We start from the raw sequence: 19334 nt of genomic DNA, 5'->3' as shown, positions 1-19334 counted from the left end.
AATTCGTCCTGATCGGGTGGGAGGGTCGGGTCTTTGTCGGCGTCGGCTCCGACCACACCGACCGCAAGGTCGAGAGCTACAGCGTCACCGTGTCCAAGCAGATGTGCGATAAGCCGATTGCGTCGACGCTGTGGGAGCTCGAGGACGTCGCCGGTCACTGGGACCGGATGATCCTGCGCGCGTTTGCCTGGATCGGCGGCGCGCGGGTGCTTTATCAGGAGGGCACGCTCGATGCGATGTTGCCCGTGGAGGAACTGATCGGCGGTTTCGACGGCGCACGGCTGCCGGACGGTTGCGCCATGTTCGGCGGCACCTTTGCGGCCAAGGGAGGGATTCGCCCCGCCAGCCGGTTCGAATTCGAACTTGAAGACCCGGTGCTGAAACGCAGGATCGAACATGGCTACGATGTGATCGAGCTGCCGCTGCTGGGATGACGGCGAACGTTCACGGAAATCGGGTGGCGAGAAGCTGTGCGATTGGCGAAACTTGTGATCATGAAACCCGCCGCAAGTAAGATGGCCCGTCCCACACCGCCATCCGATGTCGCCAAGCGAATCGATGCGATCGACTGGGGGCATGTCATTGCCGATCTCGACGCCCAAGGATGCGCGGTGATCGAACGATTGCTCACGCCGCGGCAATGCGACGCGCTGGCCGCCCTTTATTCCGATGACACGCATTTCCGCAGCCGCATCGTCATGGGACGCCACGGATTTGGCCGTGGCGAATACAAGTATTTTTCCTATCCGCTGCCGGATCCGATCGCGGCGCTGCGTCCGGCGCTCTATGCGCATCTTCAAAGCGTGGCCAATCGCTGGAACGAAGCGATGGGCATCGACATCAGCTATCCGGACAGTCACGAGGCGTTCCTGAAGCGGTGCCACGCCGCCGGGCAAACCCGCCCGACGCCGCTGCTGCTGCAATACGGCGCAGGCGATTACAACTGTCTGCATCAGGATCTCTACGGCGAACATGTATTTCCGCTGCAGGTCGCGGTTCTGCTGTCCGAACCGGCCCACGATTTCACCGGCGGCGAGTTCGTGCTGACCGAGCAGCGCCCGCGCATGCAGTCGCGCGCCGAAGTAGTGCCGCTGCAGCAGGGCGACGCCGTGGCATTCGCGGTGCATCACCGGCCGGTGCAGGGCAGTCGCGGGTTCTACCGCGTCAACCTGCGCCACGGCGTCAGCCGCGTCCGCTCGGGCAAACGCCACACGCTTGGCGTGATCTTTCATGACGCGAAGTAGTTTCGGACGCCCGCTTTCCTTCCGGACGTTGTCAGGTCTATGCTTCGTAACGGGAGCGGCAGGACCATGAGCAACCTCGAGCCGACGCAGACGCGCGTCGTAAACCGCAGCGCTACCGGCGTTTATCTGGCGATCCTGCAACTGGTGTTCACGCTGGGCTGGACCGTCTATGTGATCTACCTGCCGCGGCTGGCCGCGCAGGTTGGCATCGCGCCCGCGACCGTGATCCTGATCCTCATGCTCGATCAGGCGATTTTCACCGTTACCGATACCGCGATGGGAATTTTCGCCGACAAAATTACGCCCGTTGTCGGCCGGCTTGGCGTGTTCGTTGCGTCGTTGACGGCGTTGTCGTGCGCCGCCTTCATGGCGCTGCCCTTCATCGCCGAAACCGGGCCGAGCTCTCAAGCCTTGTTCATTGCACTGATTGTGATCTGGGCGATCACCTCCTCGGCGCTGCGCGCGCCGCCGCTGACGCTGCTCGGCAAATACGGTGCCAGGCCACAGCTCCCGTTCCTCTCGGCGCTCGTGATGCTCGGCTATGGCGTCGCGGGCGCGGTGTCGCCATATCTCGGCGCCGCCTTGCGCAACCAGGACCCGCGGCTGCCGTTCGTGATTTCCAGCGTGGTGCTGTTCATTACCGCGATGGCGCTGTCCAAGGTTGAACGCGATCTAGCGCAAGCGCCGCGAGTGGAAACAAAACAACTCGTGCCTGCAAGGCCGCTCGGCACGGTGCCGGCAGCCTTCATCGCCGCGATGGTGATCCTCGCGCTCGGCTATCAGCTGCATTTTTCCATCAACAGCACGCCGTTCTTTTTGCGCTTTGCCAAACCTGCCGATCTCGAATGGCTGCTGCCGGTATTCTGGATCGGTTTCAATATCGCCATGTTTCCGGCCAGCGTCGTCGTCAAGCATCGCGGTGGCCTGCTGGTGATGGGCGCCGCCGGCCTGCTCGGCGCCGGCGCGGTACTCGCCGCCGAGATGGCCGGCAGTCTCAACATGCTGATCGCCGCGCAATTCATGGCCGGGGCTGCGTGGGGTTGCATGCTGATGAGCGCTGTATCCGCCGGACTGGCGATCGGCCAGACCGGCGCCGAAGGCAAGGTTGTCGGTCTGGTATTCTCGGCGCTGGCGCTGGCGACCTTTGCGCGCATGGCGGCCGTCGCCGGAGGATTGCAGAAACTGCCGGACTATGCGCCGTTGCTGCATTGGGCGCCGGTGGCGTGCTGGTCGGTGGCAGGGGCCGGACTGTTGGTGCTGGCGGCGGGGAGGATGCGGCGGAGCGCGCAGGCAACATAGCTCGTCATTTCGGAATGCGCCTCTTGGCGCAAGCCTGGAATCCATACTCACGACGGCGGTTATGGATTCCGGGCTCGCGCTTCGCGCGCCCCGGAATGACGGTTAAGGCTTGGCCGTGTGAATAAACGGCCAGGGGCTAGCCTCGGAACCGGTCGGCACCTCGATGTCGATCAGATATGGTCCGCCGTCGGCCAGCGCCTTTTCCAGAGCGACGCGGAAACCATCCGGCGAAGCGACGCGCGCGGCGCCGACGCCAAAGGACTCGGCCAGCTTTACAAAGTCCGGATTGACCAGGTCGGAGGCCACCACCCGGCCGTCGAAACGCTCGATCTGGTCGCGCCGTACATTGCCGTATGAATTGTTGTTGAATACCAGCGTCACTACGCCGATGTTGTACTGAACCGCGGTAGCGAGCTCCTGCACGGCAAACATGAAGCCGCCGTCGCCTGTGATCGCGACCACGGGCCGGTCGGGATGCGCGACCTTGGCGCCGAGCGCGGTCGGGAAGCCCGAACCCAGCGTGCCTTGATAGCCCGAGGTAATGAAGGTGCGCGGCTGATAGACCGGGAAACCGTACCACGACGCAAACCCGACCTGCGACAGTTCGTCGGTGACGATGGCGCCCGCCGGCAGAACCTCGCGCAGGATATTCAAGTAAGCCATCTGCGGCTGGATCGTCTGGATCTGTTTGAGCGCGGCTGCCGAGGCGTCACGGATCGCGGCGCGGCGATCCTTGGTTTTCAGATAGGCACGCCTGCGCACCGCTGCGAGCAAGTCGCGCGTACCGGCCTGCGCGTCGGCGATCACCGCGACGTCAGGGGTGTAGCGGCGCATTTCAGACGGATCGATATCGATGCGAATGGATTTCAGCGCCTCGGGACGAAACGGCCAGCGCGACATCGTCGCCAGTTCCAGCCGGGTGCCGATTCCGATCATCAGATCGGTGTCCGGCCACAGCCGGTATGCCGCCGCCATGCTCAGGCCGAGCTCATGCGCGTTGCTGACGATGCCGCGTCCGCTGCGGAACGCCACCACCGGCGCATCGATCAATTCCGCAAGTTCAAGGATTTCGTCGGCGGCGTGGATGGCGCCGCTGCCGACGAAGATCATCGGCGCGCGGCTTGCTGCGACCAGCGCAGCGGCGTCCTTGACGCGGTCAGTGTCCGGAAGCGGCGGCGGCAGAATGCCGAACGGTTCTGAAGCGCCGACGTCCGCGCGCTGCGTGAACACATCCCATGGCATTTCCAGTGCAACCGGGCCGCGGCGACCCGACATCATTTCCTGGAACGCGCGCGATACCAGCGAAGGCGCGGCACCGGGATATTCGATACGGTCGGCCCATTTGACGAAACTGCGCAGCGTCGCGAGTTGATCCGGCATTTCGTGCAGATGGCCACGGCCCTTGCCGAGGAATTGCGTCGGTACCTGGCCGGTGAGGCAGAGCACCGGCTCGTTGGCGCCATACGCGGTGAGCAGTGCAGCACCTGCATTCAGCACGCCGGGGCCAGGCACCACGCTGAAGACGCCGGGCCTACCGGTCGAGCGCGCATAACCAAAGGCCATGTAGCCGCAGGCCTGCTCGTGCCGCGCGCCTATCACCTTCAGTTGCGCCTGCTGGAACGCGTCAAAAAGGCCATAGATCTGCGCGCCGGGCAGACCGAACACAGTATCGACGCCGTGCGCAACCAGTCCATTGACGATCGCTTCGCCGCCCGTTGCTGCTGCCATGATGCTTTCCAATCGTTCTTCTTTCGTCTTGCCCGGACAAGTCCTGCTAGATTCACACATTGCGTCATACGCGGGCTTGACCCGCGTATCCATCGCTTCAACACGACTTTGCGAACAAGATCGATTGCCGGGTCAAGCCCGGCGATGACGGCAGATATGTGCATATAGTACGGACGAACCCGGCCATGACAATTAAACTTCGTCGATCACGCCGTTGCGCAGCAGGCCGATGCCTTCCGCTTCCACCTCGATGACATCGCCCGGTTTCAGGTAGCGCGGCGGATCGAACCGCGCGCCGGCGCCGGTCGGCGTGCCCGTGACGATGACGTCGCCCGGCACCAACGTGGTGAATGTCGAAATGTAATTGATCAGATAGCGGAAGCTGAAAATCAACCGGCTGGTGCGGTCATCCTGGCGCAATTCGCCGTTGACCCGCGTCGTGAGGCGGATATCCGCGATCTGTGCTTCGTCGACGTAGGGGACAATCCATGGGCCGAGGCTGCCGGTGGAATCAAAGTTCTTGCCTTGGGTGACGTTGAATTTCGCGTGCCGTACCCAGTCGCGAATGGTGCCTTCGTTGCAAAGCGTGACGGCGGCGATGTGATCCAGTGCTGCGCTTTCGGGAATGTGGCGTCCGGCCTTGCCCATGATCAGCACGACTTCGCCCTCGTAGTCGAGCTGTGCCGACGCGCGCGGCCGCACCAGCGGCGTCCCGTGGCCGACGAAGGAACGCGGCGTGCGCATGAACATGCTCGGATATTTCGGCGCGGCCTGGCCGTCTTTATATTCGGCGTTGCGGTCGGGATAGTTGACGCCGATGCAGATGATCTTTTCCGGCGCCGGTATCGGCGGCCGCCATGTGATGGCGTCCGGCGCGAAGTCAGGAGAATGCCGCGCGGATTCGTCCGCGACCTTCATCAAGGCACCAGCGGCGATCACCTCGCGCAGCGTGGGATACTCCTTGGCGAACCGCGCGCTGAGATCGAGGATGCCGCCATCCGTCACGGCGCCGTATTTGGTCGTTCCGTCGGTGGCGAACGTAGCAAGACGGGGAGGAGAGGTCATTCGGAGTTCCGAGCTGGAAGACGCAGGAGTATATCCGTCATTGCGAGCGTAGCGAAGCAATCCGGAAGGCGCCAAGCAAGGACCGGTTGCTCTGCCGCTTCGCTCCTTGCAAGGACGGCGGGCTACTCCAGGCCCGGCTCCATCCCCTTGGCCCTGATGATCGCCACGGCAGCCGGCGTCTTCAGATAGGCGATAAAAGCCTTGGCGGCTTCCGCCTCTTTGGTATCCCCCGCGATGGCCGCCGTGAACACCAGGTCATTCTGCAAATCGGCCGGCAAAGGCCCGGCGAGTTCCACTCCGGGAGCCATCAACACGTTGATCAGGAACACTCCGGCTTCGGCATCGCCCTGGGCGACCGCCTTCGCGATTTCTCCGGTGGAGGTCTGCGGCACCATTTTGGCCTTCATCGCCTCGGCAATACCGAGCCGTTCGAACACGCTGGAAACATAGGCTCCCGCCGCACTTGCCGGCAAAAAGGTGATGGATTTCGCGTCGAGCAGCATCTTCTTCAGCGCATCCGCTGTGCTGATGTCTGGTTTCGGCGTGCCAGCCCGAACAATGACCCCATAGCCGACGCGGGCGATATCCGTGGTCGGCCCCGGGGCGAAGCGGGCCTTCGCTTCGGCGTTCTTGAATACGTCGACGGGAACGACACCAAGGTCGAACGACGCGCCCGACGTTGCCAGCTTGATCAAATTGGGCGTGGAATCGAAGTGAATGGTGAGGTTATGGCCGCTGGCGCGCTCGAATAGGGGAGCAAGTTCGTTGAGCGGCCCGGTCATGGACCCGCCGGCCAGCACTCGGAGGTCGGCAGCGCGAATATCTGTTATCGACGAGATGACAAACACCAATCCGAATATTGAGGCGGCCGCAGCGCGCAAAGGCTTTGTCATGGGTTTCCTAATCAGCAATCGTCACATCCGCCGTAAACAGCGGCTCGCGGATCTCCTGGCCGGGAAACGGCGAGCCCTGCTCAAACCAGGAACGGGGCGCCGGCGCGCCCCACAGCGTCTGCCGCCGCGGGTCTTTGAGCGACCAGCGCATCGGCTCGTGGTCGTGGTCCATCGTAAAATAATCGCTGGTGTAGAGTTCGAGCCTGTGGCCGTCGGGATCGCGCACGTAAAGAAAGAATGCATTGGAGATGCCATGGCGGCCGGGACCGCGCTCGATGTTCTTCAAAAAACCGCTCGACGCCATCACGTCGCATAAATGCAGGATATTCATCGCGGTTGGCACCCAATAGGCGAAATGGTGCAGGCGCGGGCCCTTGCCATTGGTGATCGCAAAATCGTGCACGTTGCCCTTGCGGTGCATCCAGGCGGCGGCGATGCGGCCGTTGGGGCCGTCTTCCTCGCCGTATTCGGTGAGGCGGAAGCCGAGCCGGGCGTAAAAGTCGACCGTGTCCTGCACTTCCGCCGCGAACACGTTAAAATGGTCGAGGCGTTGCGGGTGGCAGCCCTTGTAGAGATCGTAGCGGCGCAGCAGATGCGGGCGCCGGTCCATCGCGGCATAGAGCTCGATTCCGAAGCCGAACGGATCGGTGAATTGCAGGGTTCGGCCTTGGAATGGGCGTTCCACAAAACTGTAGGTGAGGCCGTTCTCGGCGAAGAACACCCCGGCATTGTCGAGATCCTTCTCGTTGCCGACCTTGAAGCCAAGCCGGGCGCATCCCGGGACTACCGCCTTCCGGAGCACCAGCGAGTGATGCTGGTGCTCTTCGCTGCCGCGTAAATATATGGCGTTGTCGTCGTGATCCTCGACGTGAAGCCCGATGGTGTTTTCATAGAACTCGCGGCTGGTCTCGAGGTTCGTTACGTCGAGCACGGCGTGGCTCGACCTTATGATGTTGAACGGCGGATCGAAGATGTGGGTCGGAACGGGCATTGAATTATATCCCCAGCCGCTGAATTCTGTGCGTGCCGCGCGCGAGCGAAACGTGCTTGGTTTCCATGTAGAAGTCGAACGAATAATCGCCGCCGTCGCGGCCGATGCCGGACGACTTCATGCCGCCGAACGGCGTCGGCAGGTGACGGACGTTTTCCGAATTGAGCCAGATCATGCCGGCCTCCAACGCATCCGCGACACGCAACGCGCGGCCCATGTCGGAAGTCCAGACATAGCCGGCGAGGCCGTATTGCACCGCATTGGCGATTCCGACGGCTTCGTCCTCGTCGCGGAACGTGATCACCGTCAGGAAGGGGCCGAACACTTCCTCCTGCGCGACGCGCATGTCGGCTTGTGCGCCGGTGACCAGCGTCGGCGCCACATAATGCCCGCGGCCGGGGCCGTCATGCGGCTTGCCGCCGACGGCGATGATGGCGCCGTCCTCTCGCGCGATGTCGAAATAGGAGCAGACCTTTTCCAGATGCCGCTCGTGAATCAGCGGGCCGATTTCGGTTGCGGGATCGAGCGGATGCCCGACCTTCAACGCCTTCACCCGGGCGGTGAGCTTCTCGATAAATCGTTCCGCGATGCCGCGCTGGACCAGCAGGCGGCTCGACGACGTGCAGCGCTCGCCGTTGAGCGAGTAGATCATGAACACCACGGCGTCGAGCGCGCGGTCGAGATCGGCGTCGTCGAACACGATCACCGGGTTCTTGCCGCCGAGTTCGAAATGCACGCGCTTCAGCGTCGGCGCGCCCTGCGCCATGATCGCCGATCCGGTGGCGCTTTCGCCGACAAATCCGATCGCCTTGATGGCGGGATGCTCGGTCAGGGCCTTGCCGGCCTCTTCGCCAAACCCATGCACAGTGTTGAGCACGCCATCGGGAACGCCGGCCTCTTTGACCAGTCGTGACAGCAGATCTGCGGTCACCGGCGACCATTCCGCGGGCTTGTGCACCACGGTGCATCCGGCAGCCAGCGCCGGCGCGATCTTCCAGGTCGAGAGCATAAACGGCGTATTCCACGGCGTAATGACGCCGACGGGACCGATCGGCACCCGGGTCGAAACGTTCCAATGCTCGTCACCGGGCATGTTGAAGCCGTCACGGGCGTCCGCGCATTTGTCGGCGAAAAAGCGGAAATTTTCCGCGGCCCGGATCGCGGCCTTGGCCATGAAACGATATGCCTGCCCGGTATCGATGCATTCCAGCACGGCGATATCGTCGGCGCGATCCTCGATCGCATCGGCAACGCGGTGCAGCAGCTTTTTGCGCATCGTCGCGGACATGGCGCGCCAGGCCTTGAAGGCCTGCGAAGCGGCGGTTGCCGCGCGGTCGACATCCTGGGCATTGCCGCGTGCAACGGACGCCAGCACCGCGCCGTCGACCGGGGACTTTGTTTCAAAGGTCGCGCCGGATATGGACGGAACGAGCTTGCCGCCGATCAGGTGGCCGATGCCGTCCGCTTTCAGTTTCTCCAGCAGCGGGGCGGCGCGATCCTTGTTGGTCTGAAACACATTGGACGATGTCACAACCTTATCCATGTGCCGGCTCCGCTTTCAACGCCTCATGGATGTTGTTGCGCTTCCAGCTCGTCTCCTTGTCGTTGATCTGCATGTCGAACGACAGCGCGAATTTGCTTTCCGCGAATACCGGATCGAGATAGGCTGACAGCGCCTTGAAAATATGTTCGCCGGCTTTCCGGCGCGTGGCAAGGTCACGACCTTCGCCGAGCCGCAATACCATATCGAGAAAGCTGAAATGCGCGCTGCCGTCGGCGATGGCGGAGTGCTGGCAACGGATGGCGCGAACGCGGATGCCGCCGAGGGGGAAAATCCCGGTTTCTACGGCGGCCTTGCGCACCTCCTCGACCACGGCCTGGATATCGACGCGGGACTCGAGGTTGGCGGAATATTCAAGTGTGAAATGCGGCATGTCGTGACTCACTCCACGGTGTTTTCGTCATTGCGAGAAGCGTGCGACGGCGTCATCCGGTCCTGCTGCAATGGGTCTGGATCGCCTCGCTTCGCTCGCAATGGCGGCATTTTTGGTCACTCTCAGGCGAAGTAGCAACTCACTGTACCATAGGGCCCATAGTCTGCCTGAATCGTGTCGCCTTTGCGCGCCTCGATCGGGCGGATGAACGACCCCGACAGCACCACCTGGCCGGGTTCCAGCGCAAGCCCGTGCGGCGCGATCTTGTTGGCGAGCCACGCTACGCCGGTTGCGGGGTGACCCAGCACGGCGGCGGCAAGGCCGGTCTCCTCCAACTGGCCGTTGCGATAGCACAGCGCGCCGATCCAGCGCAGGTCAGTTTCAAGCGGCCGCAGCGGACGGCCGCCGAGGACGATGCCGGCATTGGCGGCGTTGTCGGCAATGGTGTCGAAAATCTTTCGCGTCGATTTGGTCTTCGCGTCAACCCGCTCGATCCGCGTGTCGAGGATTTCCAGCGCCGGAACCACAAAATCCGTCGCGGTGAGCACGTCGAACATGGTGCAGTGCGGCCCGGCGAGGCGGTGCTTGATGATGAACGCCAGCTCGGCCTCGATGCGGGTTGCGATAAAGCGGTCGGTCGGCACCAGGCCGCCGTCGGCGAAGAACATGTCATCGAACAGAATTCCGGAATCCGGCTCGTCGATGGCGAGCGCGCTCTGCATTGCTTTGGAGGTCAGGCCGATCTTGTGGCCCTTGACGACGCGACCCTCGCCGACTTTGATCTCGACCCAGGCCTTCTGAATGGCATAGGCGTCGTCAATGGTGATGCCGGGATGATCCTGCGACAGCTGCCGGATTTGCGTGCGCGTTTTTTCCGCTTCGTGCAACCGCTCGGCGGCCAGACGAATCCAGTCGTTGCTTAATGTCATGGCGCGTTAATGCCAGTAGAAAAGGGCGGCGACCACCAAGGTAGCCGGGTAAGCGCAAATTTGCATGGTGATGCGAGGTGGACGCATAGCTCGGCCGTGCTTATTGTTTGAGCATAGAATGACGGTCGTCAACAGACGGAGCGCCGGGAAGGCCCGCGCCCGATGGTTGATCGATACGCCTTTTGGCTAACGGTTTATTCCATCATCCGAAATCATTGCGATATCAATTTACTCCGGTCCGGAGAGTCCGTAGATACGCATACGGTTCGCGCAGGCTGCGAACTGCAATCAAGAAGGCCGACAAAAAGTCCGGCCCTCAGGGAGGACCAATGAAGCTTACGCGACGCGATTTTGCGGCCGGTTTGGCCGCTGGTATTAGCGCACCCTACGTCATCGGCAGCGCACGGGCTCAGGCGGCGACCATCAAGATAGGCATGTGCGTTCCGGTTACGGGACCTGCGGCTGAGCAGGGCCTTTGGGCGCAGAACGGCGCCAAGCTTGCGCTGGCGGCCGTGAACAAGGCTGGCGGCATCCTGGGCAAGCAGGTCGAATTGATCATCGAGGACGACCAGACCACCAATCCCGGAATTGTGCTGGCGTTTTCCAAGCTCGCCGCGCAACCGGACATCGTCGCGTTCCTGGGTTCGATCCGCTCGACCCAGGTGATGGCGATGGCGCCCGATGTGCTCAAGCTCGGCAAGCCGGTCATGATCGGCGGTACAAATCCGGATCTGACCCATATGGGCAACCAGTGGCTGTTCCGCTTCCGTCCCAACGACAGCTATTCCGGCCGCGTCATCGCAGACTTCGGCGTCAACACCTTGGGCAAGAAAAAATGGGCAATCGTCCATTCCACCGACGCGTTCGGCACCGCAGGGGGCAAGGCGCTGTCGGAGGCGTTGACCAAACTCGGCGCGCCGCCGGTGCTCGATCAGGGCTATGCCAACCAGAGTCAGGATTTTACGCCCGTGGTGCTGGCGGTGAAGCAATCCGGCGCCGACGTGCTCGGCACCTATGTTACCTTCGAAAACGATCTTGGCATTTTTGCCAGGCAACTGCGGCAGCTCGGCGTCAACATTCCGTGGGTAGGCTCGCCCTCGGTGGTCGCGGTGTCGTCGACCAAGCTTGCGGGGCCGGCGTTGTTCGGCACCTACGGCGTGGCTGACTATGCGGAAGATTCCTCGGAGGCTTCGAAAGCGTTCGGCAAGGCCTATCGCGACGCCTACAAGACCGCGCCCGATAACCAGAGCGCCTGGCCCTACGACGCCATCACCATACTGGCCATGGCGATCAACAAGGCGGGGACCACGGAGCCTGCAAAAATCCGTGAGGCTATTCTGGCGATCAAGAAACATCCCGGCGCCGAAGGTGAATACAATTTCGACCAGAACGGCGACGGCCTGCACGGCTACAACGTCGTGAAGAACGAAAAAGGCACCATCGTCTACGACAAGCACATCGACTTCGACGATTGATCGTGCGGTCGGCCCCCTCGGACGCGAGGGGGCCGATTTGGCTTCCAGCATGCACAATTCTTAGCTTACCTTCCCACTGAGCGCCTTTCATGGATCTCGCACTGCAACTGCTTTTTACGGGCATCGGCATCGGTGCCGTCTATGCGCTGGTTGCGTTGGGTTTTGTTCTGATCTTTCGCGCCACCAATGTGGTGAATTTCGCGCAAGGCGAGTTTTCGATGGTCGCCGCCTACCTGATGGTGGTGTTCGCCGTCGATCTTGGCTGGCCATACTGGCTGTCATTCCTGATTGCGCTCGCCGGCATGGCGCTGCTCGGCGCCATATTCAACCTCGGGGTCTATTATCCGCTGCGCCACCGGACGTTTTTGCCGGTCATCATTGCGACCATCGGAGCCTCGATCCTGCTGGCCAATTCAGTGCTGGCGATCTATGGCCCGCAACCGCAGGTGCTGGAGGGCTGGTTCGACACCCCCGGCATCCAGCTTGGCTCGGTCTACCTCGACAGCCAGTATCTATTGATCATCGCGGTGACCATCGTGCTGGTGATTTTCAATTACTGGTTCTTCGAGCGCACCATGCTCGGCAAGAAGCTGCAGGCCACCTCGCAGGACAAGGAAATGGCCTCGCTGCTCGGAATTTCCGTCTCGACCATGATCATGATCACTTTTATCTATTCGGCGGTGCTCGGCGGTCTTGCCGGCATCCTGGTGGCGCCGGTGCTGTTTGTCTCGATCCAGATGGGCTCGACCATCGCGCTGAAGGCTTTCGCCGCCACCATCATCGGCGGTTTCGGAGACGTCACCGGCGCGATCATCGGCGGACTGTCGCTCGGCGTCATCGAAACCTTCGGCGCTGCATATGTTTCGGTGCCTTATAAGGATGCTTTCGCGTTCCTGGTGCTGGTGGCGTTCCTGGTGTTGCGGCCCCAGGGCATTTTCGGCGAACGGGTCGCGGAGAAAGCATGAGCGCGCCCTCCGACAACATGCCGATCGCGGCACCTGTCGTCCGTTCGAGGCCGCTGCTTATCAGGCATATGTTCTATTTCATCGGCTCGGCCCTCATGGTGGCGCTTGCCGCCACAATGCGGTTTGACGGCTACATCCTCAACATTCTGATGCAGGCGACCACCTTCGCGATCGCGGTGTTCGGTCTTTCCGTCGTGCTCGGTCTGTGCGGCCAGATCAATCTGGCCCAGGCGGCATTCTTCGGTTTCGGCGCTTACGCGGTCGGGATCGGAACCGCGGATTTCCACGCCAGCTATTGGGTCTGCCTGCTGGCCGGATGCCTGGTCTCGCTGCTGGCCGGGGCGGTGCTGGGGATGTCGACGCTGCGGCTCGGCGGGCACTACCTCGCGATGGTGACGATCTCGTTCCAGCAGATCGTCACGCTGATCATGATCAACGCCATCTGGCTGACCCACGGCCCGGACGGCGTGCCGCGGATCGGCCGCCCCGATCTATTTCAGTCCTCGCAAGCCTATCTGGCGTTCTGCGTCGCCGTGCTCGCGCTGGTCGGCTATTTCGTATGGCACCTGGCGGACACGCGGCTTGGACGCGCGATGCGCGCGGTGCGCGACAACGAACTCGCGGCTGGCGTCGTCGGCGTCGATGTGTTTCGCACCAAGGTGTATGCCTTTGCGCTCAGCGCGGTACTTGGGGGTCTGGCGGGCGGGTTGTTCGCGGGTGGCTTTGCCTATGTCAGCCCCGATCAGTTCTCCTTCGCCGAATCGGTGGTTTTTCTCACCATGTCCCTGCTCGGCGGCGTGGCGTCGCCGATCGGCTCGGCGATCGGCACCGGGCTGCTGATTCTGATCCCGGAATGGCTGCGTTTCCTCAAAAGCGTCCCCGGCCTCTATCTCGCGATCTACGGATTGTTTGTTATTCTCATCATCCGCTACATGCCCGATGGCATCTGGGGATTCGTCAACGTCGCGACCGGCCGCTGGCGAGCCAAGGCCAAGGTACATGCCCCAGGCCCTGCGCTGCAACTGGCGCCAGCCACGGTCGGCGGCGATATTGTGCTCGACGTGAAGGGCCTGTCCAAACATTTCGGAGGTCTCAAGGCCGTCGATGGCGTCGACATCGCGGTCAAGCGCGGCAGCGTTCATGCGCTGATCGGGCCGAACGGCTCCGGCAAGACCACGACGCTCAACGTGCTTTCCGGCCTCTACAAGGCCACCGCGGGCAAGGTCATCCTCGACGGAACCGATGTGACGGACATGCCGCCGCACCTGCGCACGGCCGCAGGCCTGGGGCGGACATTCCAGAACATCCGGCTGTTCCGCTCGATGACGGCGCTGGAAAATGTCGAAATCGGCGCCGAGCGGCCCGGCAACATGCTGATCGGCGGCGGCGGCGATGACGCATTGACCGAGCGCGCAATATCCGCGCTGACCTTTGTCGGTCTGGGTAGCCGCGCCAACGAATTGATCTCGAGTTTTTCCTATGGCCATCAACGGCTGATCGAGATCGCCCGGGCGCTCGCCGCCAATCCGACCTTGCTGCTGCTCGACGAGCCTGCGGCCGGTTTGAATTCCAGCGAGAAGCTCGAACTGCACGGATTGCTCAAACGGATTGCAGCGCAGGGCCTTACCATCCTGATCATCGATCACGACATGACACTGGTCTCGGAGGCCGCGCAGCACATCACCGTACTCAATTTCGGACGCCGCATCGCCGATGGCGAATCGATGGCGGTGCTGCGCCATCCCGACGTGGTTTCCGCCTATCTTGGGACCGACTGATGGCGCTGCTTCAAATCAACGATCTTATCGTGCGCTATGGCGAGATCGAAGCCTTGCGCGGTGTGTCGGTCAGCGTCGACGAAGGGCAGGTGGTGACGCTGCTCGGTGCCAACGGCGCCGGCAAGTCAACGACGCTGCGTGCGATTTCCGGCCTGGCAAAGCCCGCCGCGGGCGACATCCTGTTCGACGGCAAATCGGTGGCGGGGCTCGGACCCGAAGCCATCGTCCGGCTCGGCATTTCGCATGTGCCGGAAGGGCGGCGGGTATTTCCCGGCCTGACGGTGAAGGAGAACATCATGCTCGGCGCGTCGAACCGCCGCGTCGGGACCGCCGAATTGTCCCGCGAAGCCGACGCGATGTTCGACCTGTTTCCCGATATTCGCTCGTTTTCCGGCGCATTGGGCTGGACCCTGTCGGGTGGGCAATTGCAGATGGTGGCGGTGGCGCGCGGCTTGATGGCGAAGCCGCGGCTGCTGTTGCTCGACGAGCCTTCGCTTGGCCTGGCTCCGGTGATCGTGCAGGCGGTGTTCCGCATCATCTCGGAAATCAGGCGCAACACCACGGTGTTGCTGGTGGAGCAAAACGCGCGCATGGGACTTTCGGTGGCCGATCACGGCTATGTGCTGGAGACCGGCCGTATCGTGCTTCACGGCAAGCCCGATGAATTGTGGAGCAACGAAGCCATCCGCGCCGCCTATCTCGGCGGTCATGCCAAAGTCAGTGCCTAACAACGAGCGTCGCCATCATGGTCACAATCCAGGTTCAAAAGCTCATCGACTTCGTTTCGGACGTCTTCGCCCATTCGGAATCCTCGCCGCAGGAAGCCAGGCGCATCGCGACGTATCTCACCACCGCCAATCTCACGGGGCATGACAGCCACGGCGTCATCCGCGTGCCGGTCTACATCCGATGGAAGAAGATGGGCTCGGTCGTTCCCGACCAGACCGTCGACGTCCTGGTCGACACGCCCGCGCTGGCGGTGATCGACGGAAAATTCGGCTATGGACAAACCGTCACGCCGCAGGCCGTCCGGATCGGCATCGACAAATGCAAGGCCTCGGGACTGGCCGCCGTGGCGCTGCGCAACGCCGGGCATATCGGCCGCGTCGGCGACTGGGCGGAAATGGCGGCCGCCGAAGGACTGGTGTCGATTCATTTCGTCAATGCCGCAGGCTCGCTGCTGGTCGCGCCCTATGGCGGCGTCCAGAAGCGGCTGTCGACCGCGCCGTATTGCGTCGGCATACCGCGCTTGGGGCAGGACCCGATCGTGCTCGATTTCGCCACCTCGATTGTCGCAGAAGGCAAGGTGCTGGTGTCGAGCCGCGGCGGCAAGAAACTGCCGAAGGGCGCGTTGGTCGACCACGATGGCACGCTAAGTGAGGACCCGGCGGTGCTGTATGGCCCGCACGCCAAGGACGGCCCGCGCGACCACACCAAGGGTACGGGCGCGATCCGTGCGTTCGGCGAGCACAAGGGCTCAGGCCTGGCATTTATCTGCGAACTGCTCGGGGGCGCGCTGACCGGCACGGGTGCGACCGCGCCGGACCGGCGGTTCGCCAACGGCATGCTTGCTTTCTATGTCGATCCTAAGGTGGTCGACACCAGCAATTTTTTCGATGGCGAGATATCCCGTTACGCCGATTTTATCCGGGCGACCAAGCCGATGGCCGGCGTTGACGCGGTCCTGATCCCCGGCGACCCGGAACGAAAAATGCGCGCCGACCGCACTGCAAACGGCGTGCCCTTGCCGGATGACACCTGGGCTGCAATTGTGGCCACCGCGCGTGAAGTCGGCGTGAGCGAGCGAAGCATCCAGCAGGCCACGGCGTGATTTTTTTCATCGTCATTCCGGGGCGCGCTCTTCGCACGAACCCGGAATCCAGAAGTTTCATGCTGCTTCTGGATTCCGGGTCTGCAAGCTTCGCTCGCATCCCGGAATGACGGCTGATTAGGACAACAGGGGAGGAAACATCATGGCAAATAAGGTGAAAGAAATCTGGGCATCGGGCAAGGCGGTGGTGAATGCGTGGCTCGCGATTCCGTCCGGATTTTCCGCCGAAGTGATCGCGCAATGCGGGTTCGACAGCGTCACCGTCGACATGCAGCACGGCGTGCAGGATTATCAATCGATGGTGCAATGCTTCCAGGCCATGCATGCGCATCCGGTGACGCCGATGGTCCGCGTCCCGTGGAACGAGCCGGGCATCGTCGGCAAAGTGCTGGACGGCGGCGCCTATGGCGTGATCTGCCCGATGATCAACACCAAGCAGGAATGCGAGAACCTGGTCGCCTACAGCAAATATCCGCCGCGCGGCACCCGTTCGAACGGTCCGATCCGTTCCGGCATGTACGGTTCGGCCGGCACGTATCAGCAGACGGCCAACGATGAAATCGTGTTGCTGCCGATGATGGAAACCAGGACCGCCGTCGAAAACATGGAAACGATCCTCGACGTCGAGGGCATCAACGGCGTTTACATCGGCCCTTCCGATCTCGGCTTTTCCTACGGCCTGGTGCCGAAGCTCGACCGCGACGAGCCGGAGATTCTCAAGATCTACGAGAAAATCATCAAGGAATGCGGCAAGCGCGGGCTGTATCCCGGCATCCACTGCAGCGGCGCCGAAGGCGCGTCGCGCGCTATCAACATGGGCTTCAAACTGGTGACCCTGGCCAATGAAAGCGGGCTGATGGCAACCTATGCGAAGATGCAGATCATGGAGACAAGGAAGAATTCGAACGGCAAGGCGTGACGCCGGGATGTCATTGCCGGGCTCGAGCCGGCAATCCATCTTGAAAATGATTTTCCGAGATGGATGCGCGGATCAAGCCCGCGCATGACGATTGCATTTCTTGGCAAGGAGACCCACCATGGCGCCGGCACCGGTAATCAGTCTGCATCCTGACGATAGCGTGATGATCGCCCGCACCAGCCTGATGCCGGGCGTCGAGGTCGCGACAGGTGTCATCACCCTCGATCGTATTCCCGCCGGTCATAAGGTCGCGGTCCGCTCCATCGCCGTCGGCGAACCGGTCAGGCGCTATGGCCAGATCATCGGCTTTGCAACAATACCGATCGCGCCGGGCCAGCACGTCCATGTGCAGAATATCGGCATGGGCGAGTTCACCAAGGATTATGCGTGGGGAGTGGACGTCAAGCCGACGCCGAACTTTGATTTGCCCGCGACATTCCAGGGCATCAAGCGCCGCGACGGGCGTGTCGCCACCCGCAACTACATCGGCATCCTGACCTCGGTGAATTGCAGCGCCCACGTGGCGGGCATGGTGGCCGACGTGTTCAAGAAAAATCCGTTTACCGGTTACGATCCGCTGGCAGACTATCCAAACGTCGATGGCGTGGTGGCACTGACGCACAAGACCGGCTGCGGCATGACGCAATTGGAGCCGCTAACGGTTCTGCGCCGCACGCTCGGGGGCTACGCACGGCATGTGAACTTCTCGCATGTCATCATTCTGGGTCTTGGTTGTGAGATGAACCAGATCGGCGGGTTTCTCGAAGAACAGCGACTGGCGGGCCGTCTGCGCGCGCTCGACATTCAGGATGTCGGCGGCTCGCGCAAGACCGTCGAGAAAGCGGTGGCATTCGTGCACGAGGTGCTGGCGGATTCCAATCATGTGAGACGCGAACCATGTTCTGCAAGCGAACTGATGGTGGCGTTGCAATGCGGCGGCTCGGACGGCTATTCAGGCGTCTCGGCCAATCCCGCGCTGGGGGCGGCAAGCGACATCCTGGTGCGGCATGGCGGCACGGTCATCCTGTCAGAGACGCCGGAGACCTATGGGGCGGAACATTTGCTGACCCGTCGCGCGATCAGCCGCGAGGTCGGCGAGAAGCTCGTCGCTTTGATGCGGTGGTGGGAGGATTACACCGAGCGCAACAACGCGGAGATGGATTCCAATCCGAGCCCGGGCAACAAGGCCGGCGGCCTCACCACGATCCTGGAAAAGTCTCTCGGCGCGATGGCGAAGGCGGGCAGTACCAATCTCGTGGACGTGGTGGCCTATGCCGAGGCGGTCACGAAAAAGGGTTTCAATTTCATGGACACGCCGGGCTTTGACCCGGTGGCGGCGACGGGCCAAGTGGCGGGCGGCGCCAATCTCGTGTGCTTCACCACCGGGCGCGGCAGCGTGTTCGGTTGCAAGCCGTCGCCCTCGATCAAGCTGGCGACCAACACTCCGATGTTCAAGCGGATGGAAGAGGACATGGACGTCAATTGCGGCACCATTCTCGACGGCGAGGAGACGGTGCAACAATGCGGCCAGCGCATTTTCGAACTGATGCTGAAGACGGCCTCCGGCCGGCCGACCAAGAGCGAGAGTTTCGACTTCGGCAGCGCCGAGTTCGCGCCGTGGGTGCTTGGGGCGACGATGTAGGCGGAGAATCCGCATAACCGCCGTACCCGCGCAGGCGCGACCCATCCGGCAATCCATTCCCCTCGACGACTCTTCCGAAGATGGATGGATGCGCAGGTCAAGCCCGCGCATGACGAGAGGTGTGAATCCAGTAGGGACAAGCCCGGCCATGACGCGGAGCTGGAGCTGCGCCGCCGAGGGAGGGACGGCGTGGTCTACGTCATGCGCGGCAAAGCCAGGCATGACAGCGCGGCCTACGTCATGCCCGGTACAAGGCCGGGCAGCGCGTTCAACGTCATGGCCGGGCTTGTCCCGGCCATCCACGTCTTTGCTCCACATCGGAAAGAAGACGTGGATGCCCGGCACAAGGCCGGGCATGACGGCGAGATGTGTGCATCCAGTAGGGCTTGACCTGGCAATCCATCCGCTTCGAAACGGACTCTTTCCGAAGATGGATGGATGCGCGGGTCAAGCCCGCGCATGACGAGAGGTTGTTTCAACGCGGCCGCGGAGCGGCGGATTACGCTTCCAGGGCGGATCGGCGGCCCCGACCACGACGAACCGCAGATCGGGCGTTCACGCACTTGTGAATGTATACCTATCCCCGCTCTTCAAACCTCGCTTATGCTGACCGTGTCCTGCCCCACTACAGGGGCGCTCGC

General features: G+C 62.4%; 18 protein-coding genes. 11 read left to right on the top strand and 7 right to left on the bottom strand.

Annotated features, from left to right (window positions below; translation table 11 throughout):
• The 3 genes from ACFE72_RS22640 to ACFE72_RS22630 all read left to right on the top strand — a co-directional run.
• Window positions 1-434 (top strand): DUF2848 family protein (locus ACFE72_RS22640; RefSeq protein WP_375415364.1); only part of this gene is annotated, 434 nt, incomplete at its 5' end.
• 81 nt (window positions 435-515) lie between these two features.
• Window positions 516-1244 carry a 2OG-Fe(II) oxygenase gene (locus tag ACFE72_RS22635; RefSeq protein WP_375415363.1) on the top strand — a complete coding sequence of 243 codons (729 nt, stop codon included), beginning with the start codon at window positions 516-518 and terminating at the stop codon, window positions 1242-1244.
• A 66-nt stretch (window positions 1245-1310) separates the two neighbouring features.
• Window positions 1311-2543: an MFS transporter gene (locus tag ACFE72_RS22630; protein ID WP_375415362.1), complete on the top strand. Its 1233-nt coding sequence runs from the start codon at window positions 1311-1313 to the stop codon at window positions 2541-2543.
• Between the two features lie 102 nt (window positions 2544-2645).
• On the opposite strand, the gene ACFE72_RS22625 is transcribed toward ACFE72_RS22630, so the two are convergent.
• From ACFE72_RS22625 to hpaH, 7 genes are all read right to left on the bottom strand, one after another.
• Window positions 2646-4271 carry a thiamine pyrophosphate-dependent enzyme gene (locus tag ACFE72_RS22625; RefSeq protein WP_375415361.1) on the bottom strand — a complete coding sequence of 542 codons (1626 nt, stop codon included), beginning with the start codon at window positions 4269-4271 and terminating at the stop codon, window positions 2646-2648.
• A gap of 192 nt (window positions 4272-4463) precedes the next feature.
• Window positions 4464-5336, bottom strand: coding sequence for a fumarylacetoacetate hydrolase family protein (locus ACFE72_RS22620; protein ID WP_375415360.1), 873 nt, complete (start codon window positions 5334-5336; stop codon window positions 4464-4466).
• 122 nt (window positions 5337-5458) lie between these two features.
• Window positions 5459-6229: a molybdate ABC transporter substrate-binding protein gene (modA, locus tag ACFE72_RS22615; protein ID WP_375415359.1), complete on the bottom strand. Its 771-nt coding sequence runs from the start codon at window positions 6227-6229 to the stop codon at window positions 5459-5461.
• Between the two features lie 7 nt (window positions 6230-6236).
• On the bottom strand, window positions 6237-7220 hold the full coding sequence (gene hpaD / locus ACFE72_RS22610) for a 3,4-dihydroxyphenylacetate 2,3-dioxygenase (protein WP_375415358.1): 984 nt from the start codon (window positions 7218-7220) through the stop codon (window positions 6237-6239).
• 4 nt (window positions 7221-7224) lie between these two features.
• Complete coding sequence (gene hpaE, locus ACFE72_RS22605) at window positions 7225-8763, bottom strand: 5-carboxymethyl-2-hydroxymuconate semialdehyde dehydrogenase (RefSeq protein ID WP_375415357.1); 1539 nt, start codon at window positions 8761-8763, stop codon at window positions 7225-7227.
• Complete coding sequence (locus tag ACFE72_RS22600) at window positions 8756-9154, bottom strand: 5-carboxymethyl-2-hydroxymuconate Delta-isomerase (protein ID WP_375415356.1); 399 nt, start codon at window positions 9152-9154, stop codon at window positions 8756-8758. Before ACFE72_RS22600 ends, hpaE begins: the two co-directional genes overlap by 8 nt.
• 122 nt (window positions 9155-9276) lie before the next feature.
• Window positions 9277-10083 carry a 2-oxo-hept-4-ene-1,7-dioate hydratase gene (gene hpaH, locus ACFE72_RS22595; protein ID WP_375415355.1) on the bottom strand — a complete coding sequence of 269 codons (807 nt, stop codon included), beginning with the start codon at window positions 10081-10083 and terminating at the stop codon, window positions 9277-9279.
• 329 nt (window positions 10084-10412) lie between these two features.
• Here hpaH and ACFE72_RS22590 point away from each other — a divergent pair, with 329 nt between their 5' ends.
• The 8 genes from ACFE72_RS22590 to ACFE72_RS22555 all read left to right on the top strand — a co-directional run bounded on the left by ACFE72_RS22590 (window position 10413) and on the right by ACFE72_RS22555 (window position 19083).
• Window positions 10413-11558 (top strand): ABC transporter substrate-binding protein, encoded by a 1146-nt coding sequence (locus tag ACFE72_RS22590; protein ID WP_375415354.1) that lies wholly within the window; start codon window positions 10413-10415, stop codon window positions 11556-11558.
• An 89-nt stretch (window positions 11559-11647) separates the two neighbouring features.
• On the top strand, window positions 11648-12523 hold the full coding sequence (locus ACFE72_RS22585; protein WP_375415353.1) for a branched-chain amino acid ABC transporter permease: 876 nt from the start codon (window positions 11648-11650) through the stop codon (window positions 12521-12523).
• Window positions 12520-14301, top strand: a complete 1782-nt coding sequence (locus ACFE72_RS22580) for an ATP-binding cassette domain-containing protein (RefSeq protein ID WP_375415352.1) — start codon at window positions 12520-12522, stop codon at window positions 14299-14301. The genes ACFE72_RS22585 and ACFE72_RS22580 overlap by 4 nt, the downstream gene beginning before the upstream one ends.
• A complete protein-coding gene (locus ACFE72_RS22575) occupies window positions 14301-15029 on the top strand; it encodes an ABC transporter ATP-binding protein (protein WP_375415351.1) in 729 nt (242 codons plus the stop codon). The genes ACFE72_RS22580 and ACFE72_RS22575 overlap by 1 nt, the downstream gene beginning before the upstream one ends.
• A gap of 17 nt (window positions 15030-15046) precedes the next feature.
• Window positions 15047-16132, top strand: coding sequence for a malate/lactate/ureidoglycolate dehydrogenase (locus ACFE72_RS22570; RefSeq protein WP_375415350.1), 1086 nt, complete (start codon window positions 15047-15049; stop codon window positions 16130-16132).
• A gap of 142 nt (window positions 16133-16274) precedes the next feature.
• Window positions 16275-17051, top strand: coding sequence for an HpcH/HpaI aldolase/citrate lyase family protein (locus ACFE72_RS22565; protein ID WP_375415349.1), 777 nt, complete (start codon window positions 16275-16277; stop codon window positions 17049-17051).
• Window positions 17052-17169: 118 nt separating this feature from the next.
• Window positions 17170-18693 (top strand): UxaA family hydrolase, encoded by a 1524-nt coding sequence (locus tag ACFE72_RS22560; RefSeq protein WP_375415348.1) that lies wholly within the window; start codon window positions 17170-17172, stop codon window positions 18691-18693.
• 84 nt (window positions 18694-18777) lie between these two features.
• Entirely contained in the window at window positions 18778-19083 is a 306-nt protein-coding gene (locus ACFE72_RS22555; RefSeq protein WP_375415347.1) for a hypothetical protein, read from the top strand.
• Window positions 19084-19334: the final 251 nt, after the last annotated feature.

The organism is uncultured Bradyrhizobium sp., assembly GCF_964252615.1.
Lineage (GTDB): Bacteria > Pseudomonadota > Alphaproteobacteria > Rhizobiales > Xanthobacteraceae > Bradyrhizobium.
Note: the sequence above shows the minus strand (reverse complement) of the source record. Positions and strands in the feature narration are given on the sequence as shown.

Coding starts and splice junctions, on each gene's coding strand:
- ACFE72_RS22635 (WP_375415363.1), top strand. CDS start 516: ATGGCCCGTCCCACACCGCCATCCGATGTCGCCAAGCGAATCGATGCG.
- ACFE72_RS22630 (WP_375415362.1), top strand. CDS start 1,311: ATGAGCAACCTCGAGCCGACGCAGACGCGCGTCGTAAACCGCAGCGCT.
- ACFE72_RS22625 (WP_375415361.1), bottom strand. CDS start 4,271: ATGGCAGCAGCAACGGGCGGCGAAGCGATCGTCAATGGACTGGTTGCG.
- ACFE72_RS22620 (WP_375415360.1), bottom strand. CDS start 5,336: ATGACCTCTCCTCCCCGTCTTGCTACGTTCGCCACCGACGGAACGACC.
- modA (WP_375415359.1), bottom strand. CDS start 6,229: ATGACAAAGCCTTTGCGCGCTGCGGCCGCCTCAATATTCGGATTGGTG.
- hpaD (WP_375415358.1), bottom strand. CDS start 7,220: ATGCCCGTTCCGACCCACATCTTCGATCCGCCGTTCAACATCATAAGG.
- hpaE (WP_375415357.1), bottom strand. CDS start 8,763: ATGGATAAGGTTGTGACATCGTCCAATGTGTTTCAGACCAACAAGGAT.
- ACFE72_RS22600 (WP_375415356.1), bottom strand. CDS start 9,154: ATGCCGCATTTCACACTTGAATATTCCGCCAACCTCGAGTCCCGCGTC.
- hpaH (WP_375415355.1), bottom strand. CDS start 10,083: ATGACATTAAGCAACGACTGGATTCGTCTGGCCGCCGAGCGGTTGCAC.
- ACFE72_RS22590 (WP_375415354.1), top strand. CDS start 10,413: ATGAAGCTTACGCGACGCGATTTTGCGGCCGGTTTGGCCGCTGGTATT.
- ACFE72_RS22585 (WP_375415353.1), top strand. CDS start 11,648: ATGGATCTCGCACTGCAACTGCTTTTTACGGGCATCGGCATCGGTGCC.
- ACFE72_RS22580 (WP_375415352.1), top strand. CDS start 12,520: ATGAGCGCGCCCTCCGACAACATGCCGATCGCGGCACCTGTCGTCCGT.
- ACFE72_RS22575 (WP_375415351.1), top strand. CDS start 14,301: ATGGCGCTGCTTCAAATCAACGATCTTATCGTGCGCTATGGCGAGATC.
- ACFE72_RS22570 (WP_375415350.1), top strand. CDS start 15,047: ATGGTCACAATCCAGGTTCAAAAGCTCATCGACTTCGTTTCGGACGTC.
- ACFE72_RS22565 (WP_375415349.1), top strand. CDS start 16,275: ATGGCAAATAAGGTGAAAGAAATCTGGGCATCGGGCAAGGCGGTGGTG.
- ACFE72_RS22560 (WP_375415348.1), top strand. CDS start 17,170: ATGGCGCCGGCACCGGTAATCAGTCTGCATCCTGACGATAGCGTGATG.
- ACFE72_RS22555 (WP_375415347.1), top strand. CDS start 18,778: ATGGATGCGCAGGTCAAGCCCGCGCATGACGAGAGGTGTGAATCCAGT.